The sequence below is a fragment of the Hydrogenophaga sp. 70-12 genome (genome assembly GCF_001897365.1).
Classification (GTDB): domain Bacteria; phylum Pseudomonadota; class Gammaproteobacteria; order Burkholderiales; family Burkholderiaceae_C; genus Hydrogenophaga; species Hydrogenophaga borbori.
In genome coordinates this window covers 1-13479 of record NZ_MKSS01000168.1, presented here as the reverse complement: position 1 = coordinate 13479, position 13479 = coordinate 1, and the positions used below count along the sequence as shown (strand labels likewise).

At 66.9% G+C, this 13479-nt stretch carries 13 protein-coding genes; 10 read left to right on the top strand and 3 right to left on the bottom strand.

Translation table 11 applies throughout. The annotated features are described in order from the left end of the window. The 4 genes from BGO22_RS10200 to msrQ all read left to right on the top strand — a co-directional run. Window positions 1-1530: cytochrome c biogenesis ResB family protein (locus BGO22_RS10200; protein ID WP_286850627.1), on the top strand; the 1530-nt coding region annotated here is incomplete at its 5' end. A gap of 4 nt (window positions 1531-1534) precedes the next feature. Then, complete coding sequence (gene ccsB / locus BGO22_RS10195; protein ID WP_070399170.1) at window positions 1535-2902, top strand: c-type cytochrome biogenesis protein CcsB; 1368 nt, start codon at window positions 1535-1537, stop codon at window positions 2900-2902. A gap of 93 nt (window positions 2903-2995) precedes the next feature. Continuing rightward, a complete protein-coding gene (gene msrP, locus BGO22_RS10190) occupies window positions 2996-3985 on the top strand; it encodes a protein-methionine-sulfoxide reductase catalytic subunit MsrP (RefSeq protein ID WP_286850625.1) in 990 nt (329 codons plus the stop codon). A 4-nt stretch (window positions 3986-3989) separates the two neighbouring features. Further along, entirely contained in the window at window positions 3990-4688 is a 699-nt protein-coding gene (msrQ, locus tag BGO22_RS10185) for a protein-methionine-sulfoxide reductase heme-binding subunit MsrQ (RefSeq protein WP_287492593.1), read from the top strand. Here msrQ and lysA read toward each other — a convergent pair. Together lysA and lptM are read right to left on the bottom strand one after the other, a co-directional pair. Beyond that, window positions 4658-5938, bottom strand: coding sequence for a diaminopimelate decarboxylase (gene lysA / locus BGO22_RS10180; protein WP_070399168.1), 1281 nt, complete (start codon window positions 5936-5938; stop codon window positions 4658-4660). The genes msrQ and lysA overlap by 31 nt on opposite strands. Beyond that, a complete protein-coding gene (lptM, locus tag BGO22_RS10175; protein ID WP_116958532.1) occupies window positions 5892-6044 on the bottom strand; it encodes an LPS translocon maturation chaperone LptM in 153 nt (50 codons plus the stop codon). Before lptM ends, lysA begins: the two co-directional genes overlap by 47 nt. Before the next feature lie 62 nt (window positions 6045-6106). Between lptM and cyaY the strand changes: the two genes are divergently transcribed. Next, window positions 6107-6436 carry an iron donor protein CyaY gene (gene cyaY / locus BGO22_RS10170; RefSeq protein WP_286850621.1) on the top strand — a complete coding sequence of 110 codons (330 nt, stop codon included), beginning with the start codon at window positions 6107-6109 and terminating at the stop codon, window positions 6434-6436. On the opposite strand, the gene BGO22_RS10165 is transcribed toward cyaY, so the two are convergent. Continuing rightward, window positions 6426-8852: a penicillin-binding protein 1A gene (locus tag BGO22_RS10165; RefSeq protein ID WP_286850619.1), complete on the bottom strand. Its 2427-nt coding sequence runs from the start codon at window positions 8850-8852 to the stop codon at window positions 6426-6428. The two genes, cyaY and BGO22_RS10165, sit on opposite strands and share 11 nt — an antisense overlap. 267 nt (window positions 8853-9119) lie before the next feature. Between BGO22_RS10165 and BGO22_RS10160 the strand changes: the two genes are divergently transcribed. From BGO22_RS10160 to BGO22_RS10140, 5 genes are all read left to right on the top strand, one after another. Then, a complete protein-coding gene (locus tag BGO22_RS10160; protein WP_070399237.1) occupies window positions 9120-10199 on the top strand; it encodes a pilus assembly protein PilM in 1080 nt (359 codons plus the stop codon). Next, complete coding sequence (locus BGO22_RS10155; protein WP_070399165.1) at window positions 10196-10810, top strand: PilN domain-containing protein; 615 nt, start codon at window positions 10196-10198, stop codon at window positions 10808-10810. Before BGO22_RS10160 ends, BGO22_RS10155 begins: the two co-directional genes overlap by 4 nt. Before the next feature lie 14 nt (window positions 10811-10824). Further along, the gene (locus BGO22_RS10150; protein WP_286850614.1) at window positions 10825-11496 is read left to right on the top strand and encodes a type IV pilus inner membrane component PilO; all 672 of its coding nucleotides are present in this window, start codon (window positions 10825-10827) and stop codon (window positions 11494-11496) included. Continuing rightward, window positions 11493-12035 (top strand): pilus assembly protein PilP, encoded by a 543-nt coding sequence (locus tag BGO22_RS10145; RefSeq protein ID WP_286850611.1) that lies wholly within the window; start codon window positions 11493-11495, stop codon window positions 12033-12035. The genes BGO22_RS10150 and BGO22_RS10145 overlap by 4 nt, the downstream gene beginning before the upstream one ends. After that, a partial coding sequence (locus BGO22_RS10140; RefSeq protein WP_502686451.1) for a type IV pilus secretin PilQ occupies window positions 12032-13479 on the top strand: 1448 nt, incomplete at its 3' end. The genes BGO22_RS10145 and BGO22_RS10140, both read left to right, overlap by 4 nt.

Sequence of the window (13479 nt, the reverse complement as noted above, 5' to 3'; positions counted from 1 at the left end):
GGCGGCGGCCTGATCGCCGACGTGCCCGAGCAGTACCGGCTGTCCACCGCCAACCCCACCTTCCGCGGCAATCTGCTGGTGACCGAAGGCACTGCGTCCAGCACGGCCATCCTCACGCAGCCCGGCGGCGTGCTGCTGCAGGAGCTGCCGTTCTCGGTGGAACTCAAGAAGTTCATCGTCGAGTACTACGAGACCGGCATGCCGCGGCTGTTCGCCAGCGAGATCGTGATCCACGACCGCGAGACCGGTGAACAGAAGAACGCCCGCGTAGAGGTGAACCACCCGGCCTTCCACCGCGGCGTGGCGATCTACCAGTCCAGCTTCGACGACGGCGGCTCTCGCGTGAAGCTCAAGGCCGTGCCCATCAATGGCCCGGGCAAACCCTTCGAGGTCGAAGGCATCATCGGCGGATCCACCGAACTGAGCAACGGCGATCAGAAGCTCTCGCTGGAGTTCACCAGCCTGCGCGTCATCAACGTGGAGAACTTCGCCGCCACCGGCAGCGGGGCCGACGTGCGCAAGGTCGACCTGCGCGAGTCCATCGAAAGCCGCCTCGGCGCCGCGCACAAGACCGTGACCGAGAAGACCCTGCGCAACGTGGGCCCCAGCGTGACCTACAAGCTGCGCGACGCGGCGGGCCAGGCGGTGGAATACCACAACTACATGCTGCCGATGGAGCTCGATGGCCAGCGCGTTTACCTGCTGGGCCTGCGCGAAACACCACAGGACAGCTTCCGCTACCTGCGCGTGCCGGCCGACGAGAACGACAGCCTGGATGGCTTCGTGCGGCTGCGCGCCGCGCTGAGCGACCCGGCGCTGCGCGCCGAGGCCGTGCGCCGCTACGCCGCGCAGTCGGTGGAGCCGGGCCGCGCGGACCTGGAGCAGGCCCTGGTGGCCTCGGCCTCGCGCGCGCTGGCGCTGTTTTCGGGCGCGGAACGCGTCACGCCGGTGGCGGACGCGGTGGCGGCGAATGGCCCGAACGGCGCGAGCGCCATGAAGGGCGCCGACGGCAGTGCCCCCCGCGAGGCGAGCGGCGGCCTGCAGGCCGTGGCCGCTTTCCTGCAGGCCAACGTGCCCGAGGCCGAGCGCGAGCGCGCCAGCGACGTGCTGGTGCGCATCCTCAACGGCACCCTGTTCGAGCTGCTGCAGCTCAGCCGCGAAAAGGCCGGCCTGGCGCCGCTGGCGCGCGACGAACCCGCCCAGCGCTTCATGACGCAGGCGGTGATCAGCCTGTCCGACACCTTTTTCTACCCGGCGCCCATGGCCTTCGAGCTGACGGACTTCACCCATGTGCAGGCCAGTGTCTTCCAGGTGGCCCGCGCCCCGGGTCAGACCGTCGTCTACCTGGGCTGCCTGTTGCTCATCATCGGCGTCTTTGCCATGCTCTACGTCCGCGAGCGCCGCCTGTGGGTCTGGCTGACGCCGAGCGGGCAGGGGGCGCAGGCCAGCATGGCCCTGTCCACCAACCGCAAGACGCTGGACGCCGACCGCGAGTTCGAACAGCTCAAGACCCAATTGCTTTCCAGGTGACCGCATGAACACCACCACCGCCACGCAAACCATCACGCTCAAGAAGTCCTCGGGCGGCGCCGAACTGGCCCCTGGCTATTTCGCCCGCCGCAACCGCTGGGACTGGCTGTTCGCCGCGTTCGTGCTGGCCGGCGCCGTGCTGGCCTTCCTGCGCTATGGCGGCGCCATGGACATCTACGAGAAGTGGATCCTTGCCGGCACCGTGCCCAGCATGGTCGCCCTGGGCTGGTTCTGGCGCCCGCTGCAGAAGCTGGCGGCGGTGGTCGCGGCCTTCGCCTTGCTGGCCATCTGGCTGTACCAGGCCCCAGGCGGCGGCGCCGACCTGGCGCGCGGCGATCAGGTCTTCCTGCTCAAGTACTTCATTTCCAGCCAGTCGGCCATCCTGTGGATGAGCGTGCTGTTTTTCATGAGCACCGCCTTCTACTGGCTGGGCATGTTCACGCGCGCGGGCGATGCCCTGGAGGCGCTGGGCTCGCGCCTGGCCTGGGTGGCGGTGGGCCTGGCGCTCATCGGCTCGCTGGTGCGCTGGTACGAAAGCCACCAGATCGGCCCCGGCATCGGCCACATCCCGGTGAGCAACCTGTATGAGGTGTTCGTGCTGTTCTGCTGGATGACGGCGGCCTTCTACCTTTACTACGAGCAGCAGTACGGCACGCGCCGCATGGGTGCCTTCGCCATGCTGATCGTGAGCGCGGCCGTGGGCTTCCTGCTCTGGTACACGGTGGTGCGCGAGGCGCACGAGATCCAGCCCCTGGTGCCCGCGCTGCAGAGCTGGTGGATGAAACTGCACGTGCCGGCCAACTTCATCGGCTACGGTACCTTCGCCATCGCGGCCATGCTGGCCTTCGCCTACCTCATCAAGCAGAGCGCCGGCGAGACCCGCTGGTACAAGCTGGCGCCCCTGTGGGTGCTGGGCGTGGTGCTGTGCTTCGAACCGCTGGTGTTCCGCCAGGGCGCCACCGACAAAGGCGGCGTCTATTGGTTCATCTACTTCGGCGTGTCGGCGTTTATTGTGGGCGGCATCCTGTCGGTGCGCGGCCGCATCGCCGAGCGCCTGCCCTCGTTCGAGGTGCTGGACGACGTGATGTACAAGGCCATCGCGGTCGGCTTCGCCTTCTTTACCATCGCCACCGTGCTGGGCGCCCTGTGGGCCGCCGAGGCCTGGGGCGGCTACTGGAGCTGGGACCCGAAGGAGACCTGGGCCCTGATCGTCTGGCTCAACTACGCGGCCTGGCTGCACATGCGGCTGATGAAAGGTTTGCGCGGCACCGTGGCCGCCTGGTGGGCGCTGGTGGGCCTGGCCATCACCACCTTCGCCTTCATCGGCGTCAACATGTTCCTCTCGGGTTTGCACAGCTACGGCACCCTCTGAGCCCGGAACCGCGTAAGGTTTCGGCGGATCACACGACAGACGGGTTGGCGGGCGCGGCATCCCTCGCGTCCGCGCGCCACTGAGGACACGGCCATGATCATCCGAACCGACCGCGACGGTTTCGTCCATTCGCGCAGCAGCGAAATCACCCCGCGCCACGCCTACCTGGGGCGCCGCCAATGGCTGGCCGGCCTGGCCGCCGCGGGCGTGGCCTGGGCTTCGCGCGATGCCTGGGCCCAGGCGTCGCCGGCGCGCCCCGGCAAACTGGCCGCTCTGCCGGGCAAGATGTCCTCGGTGGCCGGGGCCACCACGGTGGAAAAGCCCACCAGCTACGAGGATGCCACCAGCTACAACAACTTCTACGAGTTCGGCACCGACAAGAGCGACCCGCTGCAGTACGCGGGCAAGCTCAGGACCCGTCCCTGGACGGTGGAGGTTGAGGGCCTGGTGAACAAGCCCGGCCGCTTCGACCTCGACGCCCTGCTCAAGCTGGCGCCCATGGAAGAGCGCCTCTACCGCCTGCGCTGCGTCGAGGGCTGGTCGATGGTGCTGCCCTGGCAAGGCTATTCTCTGGCCGAGCTCATCAAGCGCGTGGAGCCGCAGGGCAGCGCGAAGTACGTGGAGTTCGTGACGCTGGCCGACAGGCAGCAGATGCCCGGCCTGCGCGCCAACGTGCTGGAGTGGCCCTATGTGGAAGGCTTGCGCCTGGACGAGGCGCAGCACCCGCTCACGCTGCTGGCCTTCGGTCTGTACGGCGAGGTGCTGCCCAACCAGAATGGCGCGCCCGTGCGCTTGGTGGTGCCCTGGAAGTACGGCTTCAAAAGCGGCAAGTCGCTGGTGAAAATCCGCTTCGTCGAGAAGGAGCCGCGCACCTCCTGGAATCTGGCGGCGCCGCAGGAGTACGGTTTCTTCTCCAACGTGAATCCGCAGGTGGCGCACCCGCGCTGGAGCCAGGCGACCGAGCGGCGCATTGGCGAAGGCGGTGGCCTGTTCGCCAAGCGCCGCCCGACGCTGATGTTCAACGGCTACGAAGCGCAGGTGGGCCAGCTCTACGCCGGCATGGACCTGCGCAAGTTCTACTGAGGCCATGGGCTCCGCCCGGACGCCCGAAGGGGCCCGTACCGCGTTGCCCGCGGGGCGTTGGCTGAACCGCGCCGCGGTCCAGCGGGCGCTGCTGCACCCGCTGGCCAAACCCCTGGTATTTGCCGTGTGGCTCCTGCCTTTCGCCTGGCTGTTCTGGGCCGCGGCGGCCGACCGCCTGGGCGCCAACCCCGCCGAGGCGCTGATCCGATCCCTGGGCGACTGGACCTTGCGCGCCCTGGTGCTGGTGCTGCTGGTGACGCCGCTGCGCGTCACCCTAAGCTGGCCGGCGCTGGCGCGCTTTCGGCGCATGCTGGGGCTGTTCGTGTTCTTCTACGCCACGCTGCACTGGCTGGCCTACGCCTGGTTCGACATGGGCTTCGACTGGGCCGAGGTGGTCGCCGACATCCCCAAGCGCCCCTTCATCCTCGTGGGCACGCTGGCCTGGCTGCTGCTGCTCGCGCTGGCGGCCACGTCCTTCAACCGCGCCATCCGCGCGCTGGGGGCGCCGCGCTGGCAGGCCCTGCACCGGCTGGTCTATGCGGTGGCGGCGCTGGCGGTGCTGCACTTCTTCTGGATGCGCGCGGGCAAGCACGACTTCAACGAAGTCGCGGTCTACGCGGTCCTCTTTGCCGCGCTGCTGGGCTGGCGCGCCTGGCGGCGCTGGGGGGCCCCTCAGGGCAGGGGCGTTTCCAGCCGCATCTGATCGGCGGCGGTTTCGCGCTGGCGGATCACGGTGGCCCGGTTGCCATCGACCAGCACCTCGGCGGCGCGGCCGCGCGTGTTGTAGTTGCTGGCCATGCTCATGCAGTAGGCGCCGGCCGACAGCACCGCCAGCCGATCGCCGGCCTGCACCGCCAGCTCGCGGTCACGGCCCAGCCAATCGCCGCTTTCGCAGACAGGGCCGACCACGTCCCAGGTGAGCGGGGCGGTGTCGGTGCGCGCGCGCAGTGGTTCGATGCGGTGGTAGGCCTGGTACATCGCGGGGCGCGGCAAATCGTTCATGGCCGCGTCCACGATGAGGAAGTTCTTGTGTTCCCCGGGCTTGAGGTAGAGCACCTCGGTCAGGCAGACACCGGCGTTGCCCACGATGGAGCGGCCCGGCTCGATCAGGATCTGGCGGTCGCCGAAGCCGCGCGCGTCCAGGCGCTGCAGCAACTGCGCCCACAGCGCGTCGGCGGCGGGAGGCGCATCGCCGCGGTAGTCGATGCCCAGGCCACCGCCGAAGTCGATGTGGCGCAGGCGCAGGCCCAAACCGAGGCCTTCGATGGCGGCGACCAGGTCCAGCACGCGCTCCAGCGCGTCGAGGTAGGGCGCCGCTTGCGTGATCTGCGAGCCGATGTGGCAGTCGATGCCGACCACCTCAAGGCCGCTGCAGGCCGCGGCCTGGCGGTAGGTGTCCAGCACCTCGTCGTGCGCGATGCCGAACTTGTTGTCCTTCAGGCCGGTGGAGATGTAGGGGTGCGTTTGCGCGTCCACGTCGGGGTTGACGCGCACGCTCACGCGCGCGCGCCGCCCGGCCGCGCGCGCGACCTCATCGAGCACGGTCAGCTCGGCGCGGCTCTCGACGTTGAAGCAGCCGATGCCGACATCGAGCGCGCGGCGCATCTCGGCGCGGGTCTTGCCCACACCCGAAAAGATGATGCGTTCGGGCGCGCAGCCAGCGGCCAGCGCACGCTCCAGCTCACCGCCCGAGACGATGTCCAGCCCGCAGCCCGCGCGCACCAGCGTCTGCAGGATGGCCAGCGAGGAGTTGGCCTTCATCGCATAGCAGATGAGGTGCGAGCGCCCGGCGAGGCCGCGCTGGTACGCGCCCAGGGCCTGCAGCATGGCGGCCTGGCTGTAGACGAAGAGTGGGGTGCCGTGGGCCCGGGCCAGGCTGTCGAGGCTCAGGTCCTCGATGTGCAGTTCACCGTGACGTTGCGTCAGGAAGGCGGGCAGGGGCGACAGGGGCATTGTTGGCGGGCTTGGGCGTGGTCTCGGGGCTCTTGGGGGGCGGCAGGTAGAGCGGACCCTTCTGGCCGCAAGCCGCCAAGCCCGACAGCAGCAGCGACAAGGCCATGACCCGAGCGGGGCCTGAACAGCGACCTAGAATGCGCAGCCACCCAAACATCCGCGCATTGTATGACCGACCTCGAATACCAGGATCGCGCCGAGGCCCTGTTGCGCGCCATCGAACTGAACTGCGACCGCATCAACGAAGACAGCGATGCGGACATCGACAACCAGCGCGTGGGCGGCATGATCACACTCACCTTTGCCAACCGCAGCCAGATCGTGATCAACCTGCAGAAGCCGCTGCACGAGGTGTGGATGGCCGCACGCGCCGGCGGCTTTCACTACAGGCACGATGGCCGCGCCTGGCAAGACACCAAGGGCAACGGCGAGTTCTTCGAGAACCTGTCGCGTTACGCGAGCGAGCAGTCGGGCGAGGCGCTGCGCTTCAGTTCCTGAACAGATCCAGGATGCTGCGCCGGTTCTCCACCGGCGGCTGCTGCGGCGGCGGCGCGATCGGCACGCCATTGGCATCGACCGCCGCGCCGGCGGGCGCGCCAGGCCAGGGATCCGCCAGGCCCAGGCCATGCACGCCATTGCCCGGGCCGTATTCTTCGTAGTACCACTCGCCGCCGATGTTGACCACGCCGGGCGGTGCGCTATAGGTAGCCACGGGCACGTTCTTCAGCATCTCCTGCATGAAGGAAATCCAGATCGGCAGCGCCAGGCCACCGCCGGTTTCGCGGCTGCCCAGGTTGCGCGGCGTGTCGTAGCCCACCCAGGCCGCGGCGGCCAGCGTGGGCTGGTAGCCGACAAACCAGGCGTCCACCGCGTCGTTGGTGGTGCCGGTCTTGCCATACAGGTCGGGCCGCTTGAGGGTGGCCTGCGCGCGCGCCGCGGTGCCTGAGCGGGTGATCTCCTGCAGCAGGCTGTTCATGATGAAGGCGTTGCGCGGCTCGATCGCCTGCGGCGCGTTGTCCAGCGTGGTCTGGGGCGCCTCGAACAGCACGTGCCCGCGCGCGTCCGTCACGCGGGTGATCAGCAGGGGCGTCACGCGGTGGCCGCCGTTGGCGAACACCGAATAGGCCGTGACCATCTGCAGCGGCGTGACCGAACCGGCGCCCAGCGCCATGGTGAGGTAGGGCGGGTGCTTGTCGGCCTCGAAGCCGAAGCGCGTGACCCAGTTCTGCGCGTTCTGCGTGCCCACCAGCTGCAGCACGCGAATGGACACCATGTTCTTGGACTTGGCCAGCGCGCGGCGCACCGACATCGGACCTTCGAACTGGCCGTCGTAGTTCTTCGGCTCCCAGGGCTTGCCGCCCGTATCGGCGGCGGAATAGAACAGTGGCGCATCGTTCACCACCGTCATTGGCGTCAGGCCCTTTTCCAGCGCGGCGGAATAGATGAAGGGCTTGAAGCTGGACCCCGGCTGGCGCCAGGCCTGGGTGGCGTGGTTGAACTTGTTCTTGTTGAAGTCGAAGCCGCCGATGACGGCCGCGATGCGGCCATTGCGCGGGTCCAGCGCAATGAAGGCGGACTCGACCTCGGGCAATTGCGTCACGCGCCAGGATTTGTCGCCCACCTTGACGATGCGCACGACGGCGCCCGGGCGCAGCTTGATGTTCGGCCCGGCCTTGTCCGACAGGCCGCTTTGCACCGGCTTGAGGCCTTCACCGGTGATCTCGATCGGGTCGCCGTCCTGACGCACCACCACCACCTTGCGTGGGTCGGCCTGGAGCACCACGGCCGACAGCAGGTCCCCGTTGTCGGGGCGTTCCGCGAGGGCCTCGTCAATGGCCGTGTCGCGTTCCTGCGGGTCCTCGGGCAGGTTGATGAACAGTTCCGGGCCGCGGTAGAACTGCCGGCGCTCGTAGTCCAGCACGCCCTGGCGCACGGCGCGGTAGGCGGCTTCCTGGGCGCGCGGGTCGATGGTGGTGGACACCACCAGGCCGCGCGTGTACGCGGCCTCGCCATACTGGGCCACGATGGCCTGGCGAACCATCTCGGCGGCAAACTCCGCGCGCAGGCCGTCGTCCATCGCCCCCCGGTGGACCTTGACCTCCTGGGCTTTGGCCTCTTCGGCCTGTTGGGCGGTGATGAAGCCGTTCTCGACCATGCGGTCGATGATGTACAGCTGGCGCGTGCGGGCGCGCTTGGGATTGCGGACCGGGTTGTAGGCCGAAGGCGCCTGCGGCAGTCCCGCGAGCATGGCAGCCTCGGCGATGGTCACGTCCTTCAGCGGTTTGCCAAAGTAGATCTGCGAGGCCGACGCGAAGCCATACGCTCGCCGGCCCAGGAAGATCTGGTTCATGTAGATCTCGAGGATCTGCTCCTTGGTGAGCATGTGCTCCAGTTTGAAGGTGAGCAGCACCTCGTAGATCTTGCGCGTGTAGCTCTTTTCCGCCGACAGGTAGACGTTGCGCGCCACCTGCATGGTGATGGTGGAGGCGCCCTGGCTCTTGGCCTCGCGCAGGTTGGCCAGCGCGGCGCGCACCATGCCGCGGTAGTCCACGCCGCTGTGCTCGAAGAAGCGCGCGTCTTCGATGGCCAGCACCGCGTGCTTCATCACGTCGGGGATCTGGTCGATGGTCAGCAGGTTGCGCCGCTCTTCACCGAACTCGCCGATGAGCTGGCCATCCACGGCGAGCACGCGCAAAGGCAGCTTGGGGCGGTAGTCGGCCAGGCCCGTGACGTCGGGCAGATTGGGGTAGGCCACCGCCAGGGCGATGCCAAGGGCCATCAGCATGGCCGCAACACCTGCCGCCGCCAGTCCGGCGACAACCACCACCAAGCGACCGATCCAGATGAGCGTGCGGGGCGCCGCAGATACTGCCTTGGCAGGAGCCGCGCGAGAGGGCTGGGATTCTTGGGGCATGCGAACTCGGACTGGAAACGTGCCGCATTTTAGAAGTCGACCAAGGTGCCGACATGGAATGAACGGAACGTAGGGGTTTGGGCTTGTGGACCGGATTGTCGGTGGGCGTTCAGGCCGTCGTATCGGCCCTTCATCCCGTCGGCTTTTGACAACGTTTCGATTTGTGCGTTTGGCAAAAAATCTTTGCCGCTCAATGGGCTTACTGCTAGCATTGAAGTGAATTCTTAAGTCTGGCGTAGTACATCGCCACGCGATTTGGGGGCCATCTTGATCTCACTGGGATCGCTATTCAGCCGAGAGCCAGCGCCGCTGCTGGGCATCGACGTGAGTTCGTCGAGCGTCAAGCTTGTCGAGCTCAGCCGCAACCGCGCCGGCGAGTTCGTGCTGGAGCGCTGCGCCATGGAACCGCTGGAACGCGGCTGGATCACCGACGGCAACATCGAAAAATTCGATGAGGTGGCCGACGCGGTGCGCCGGGTGGTGCGCAAGAGCGGCAGCAAGACGAAGAACGTGGCCCTGGCGTTGCCGGCCTCGGCGGTGATCACCAAGAAAATCGTTCTGCCGGGTGGCATGAGCGACAAGGAGCTCGAGGCGCAGGTCGAGTCCGAGGCCAACCAGTACATCCCGTTCTCGCTCGACGAGGTGAGCCTCGATTTCTGCGTCGTCGGCCCCAGCGCGACGTCCGTGGGCGATGTCGAGGTGCTGATCGCCGCCTCCCGCAAGGAAAAGGTGTCCGACCGGCAAGGCCTGGCCGAAGCCGCGGGTCTCAAGCCCGTGGTCATGGACGTCGAGTCCTATGCGTCGCGGCTGGCCGCCGGCCGCGTGATCGAAACCTTGCCGAACCAGGGGGTGGACGCGCTGGTGGCGCTGTTCGAGATCGGCTCCATGACCACGAGTCTGCAGGTCATTCGCAACGACGAAGTGCTCTACGAGCGCGACCAGGCCTTTGGTGGCGGTCAGCTCACCCAGCTCATCATCCGCCAGTACGGTTTTTCGCCCGACGAGGCCGAAGCCAAGAAGCGCTCGGGTGACCTACCGGAGGACTACCAGAGCGCCGTGCTGGAGCCGTTTATTGAGAGCCTTTCCCAGGAAATCGGCCGCGCGCTGCAGTTTTTCTTCACCAGCACGCCGTACAACAAGATCGACCACATCCTGCTGGCCGGCGGCAGCGCCGCCTTGCTGGGGCTCACCGAGGCGGTGACCCACCAAACCTCGTTCGCGTGCATGCTGATCAACCCGTTCGACGCGATGGAACTGGGGGCGGGTGTTCAGGCGCGAAAGATCTCACGTGAGGCGCCGGCCTACCTGACGTCCACCGGGCTGGCGCTGCGGAGGTTCTACCAATGATCCTCATCAACCTGCTGCCCCACCGCGAGGCAGCGCGCAAGCGCCAGAAGGAACAGTTCTATACGCAGCTGGGCTTGTCGGCGCTGCTGGGGGGCATCATCGGTGGCGCCGTCTTCACGTGGTACCAGGGGCAGATCTCCATCCAGCAAGACCGCAACCAATTCCTGACCCAGGAGATCGCCAAGCTGGACGCGGAAATCAAGGACATTGCCACGCTGCAGCAGCAAATCGCGTCGCTGCGGGCGCGCCAGACGGCCGTCGAGGACCTTCAGGCGGGCCGCAACCTGCCGGTCTATCTGCTGGAGGAGCTCGTCAATCAACTGCCCAAGGGGGTGTTCCTGCGGTCGATGAAGCAGGAAAACATGAGTGTGCTGTTGACGGGCACGGCACAGTCGCAGGAGCGGGTGTCCGAGCTGTTGCGCAATCTGTCCAACAACAGCCCCGCCTTGACGCGCCCTGAGCTGGTGGAGATCGTGTCCGCCAACGCGGCCATCAGTGGCGCCGATGCGCGGCGCGTGGCCAACTTCACCATGCGCGTGACCTTGCGCAAGCCGGCGGTCACGCCGGCGCCGGTCACGCCAGCCACCGCACCCGCGGCGGGCAAAGTCTGACCCGGGGTGGCGTGATGGCGAAGAAGTCGAGCATCAATATCGATTTGAAGGGCGTGCAGGACAAGCTGCGCGCCCAGTTCACCGGTCTCGATCCCAACGATCCGTCCTTGTGGCCGGCGCTGCCCCGAAACCTGCTGTTCGTGGCCGTGTGCTTGGGCGTCGTGGCCGCGCTGTGGTTCGTCTGGCTCAAGGGCGTCGACGAAGAGCTGGTGGCCGAGAAGGCCCGTGAAGAGCAACTGCGCACCACCTACCGCAGCAAGCTGGTGCAGGCCGTCAACCTGGACGCCCTGCGCAAGCAGCTGGAGCAGGTCCAGCAGTACGTGACGCAGCTGGAGAAGCAACTGCCCAGCAAGGCCGAAATGGACGCCTTGTTGTCCGACATCAACCAAGCCGGTCTGGGCCGCAGTCTGCAGTTTGAACTGTTCCGTCCCGGACAGGTGGTGGTCCGTGAGTACTACGCCGAGTTGCCCATCGTCATACGGGTCACGGGCAAATACCACGACGTCGGCCTGTTCGCCGCTGATATCGCCAACCTGTCGCGCATCGTCACCTTGAACAACCTCAGCCTGACGCCCATCGCCACCCGCGACGGTTACTTGACGATGGAGGGCGTGGCCAAGACCTTCCGGTACCTGGACCCCGAGGAAATCGCGGCCCAGCAAAAAGCGAAGGGGGCAAAGCAGTGAGCCGCCTCGCCCCCTACGCCTTGTTGGTCCTGGGCCTTGTGCTGGCGGGCTGTACCTCGTCCGGGCAGGACGAGCTGCGGTCCTGGATGCAGGCCGAGCGCAATTCGATCAAACCGTCGGTTCAGCCGATTCCCGAACCCACGCGGTTCGAGCCCCAGCCCTACAGTGTCGAGCGCGAAACGCCGCCTTTCAGCACGGAAAAGCTGGCCAGCCTGCTGCGCGGCACGCAATCGGCAAGCGCCGCCAATGCCGCGCTGATCGAGCCCGAGCTGGCGCGTCGGCGACAGCCACTCGAGGCCTTCCCCCTGGACTCCATGACCATGGTCGGCAGCCTGGACCGTTCGGGGGAACTGGTGGCGCTGATCAAGGTGGACCGCCTGCTGTACCAGGTGCGTCAAGGACAGTACCTGGGACAGAACTTCGGACGCGTAACCCGCATCACCGAGACCGAAGTCGCCCTGCGCGAAATCGTGCAGGACCCGTCGGGTGAATGGATCGAGCGCCCCACGGCGCTGCAGCTAGTAGAGGACGCTAAATGAAAAAGCCAGAACAGGCGACCGCTGGAACGGCGTGGGGGCGGAGGATGGTCAAGGGGGGGCTGGTTCTCGGTCTCGTCCTGTCGGCCTGCTGGGCGCAGGCGCAGTCTGCGATCCAGTCGGTCACCGGTGGGATTCAAAGTGGTGCCGAGGTGGTCCGGATCAACCTGTCCGAACCCCTGAAGGCCACGCCGTCTAGCTTCACTGTGCAGTCGCCCGCGCGCATCGCCCTGGACTTTCCGGGCGTGGCCAATGCCATGGGGCGCAGCACCGTTGACATCAACGAAGGCAATCTCCGTTCGGCCACCGTGGTTCAGGCGGGCGAACGCACGCGGGTGGTGATCAACCTGAAGCAGCCGGCGCCGTTCCAGACGCGCGTCGAGGGCAACAGCCTGCTGGTGGTCATGGAGCGTCCCGAAGCGGTGACGGCCCAAACCAATCCGCCGACGCATTTTGCCGAGAGCCGCAACCTGGACGTCAGCTCGCTGCGCGACATCGACTTCCGCCGCGGCACGGGCAATACGGGGCGTGTCGTCGTCGAGTTGCCGAACAACCAGGTCGGTGTCGACATCCGCCAGCAGGGCACGGGCCTCGTGGTGGAGTTCCTGAAGAGTTCCCTGCCCGAGGGCTTGCGCCGCCGCCTGGATGTGACCGACTTCGGCACGCCGGTGCAGTCGGTGACCACCACGCAGACGGGTGACCGCGTGCGCATGGTGGTGGCGGCGGCGGGCAACTGGGAGCATTCCGCGTACCAGAGCGACAACCAGTTCGTGCTGGAGGTGCGCGAGCAACGCGTGGATCCCAACAAGCTCAGCCAAGGCCCGGGCTACACCGGGGAGAAGCTGTCGCTGAACTTCCAGAACATCGAAGTCCGTGCCCTGCTGCAGGTCATCGCCGACTTCACGAACTTCAACATCGTGACCTCCGACTCTGTGGCGGGTTCGGTCACCCTGCGCCTGAAGGATGTGCCCTGGGACCAGGCGCTGGACATCATCATGCAGGCCAAGGGCCTGGGCCTGCGCAAGTCGGGCAACGTGCTGTGGATCGCCCCGCGCGATGAAATCGCGGCCCGCGAGAAACAGGAGCTGGAAGCGCGCGCCACCGTGGAGAGCCTTGAGCAGGTGCGCACGCAATCGTTCCAGATGAATTACGCCAAGGCGTCCGACATCGCCACGCAACTGACGGCCGGGTCGTCGTCGACGGTCAGCAGCGGAGGCAATTCCGGCAACGCGCGCATCCTGTCCCCCCGTGGCAGCGTGATCGCCGAGCCGCGAACCAACCAGTTGTTCGTGACGGACATTCCTTCACGCCTGGCGCAGGTGCAGGAACTGATCACCAAGCTCGATATCCCGATCCGCCAGGTGCTGATCGAGGCGCGCATCGTGGAAGCCGACGACGACTTCAGCAAATCCATCGGCGTGCGTCTGGGCGGTGGCGTGCGGGACTT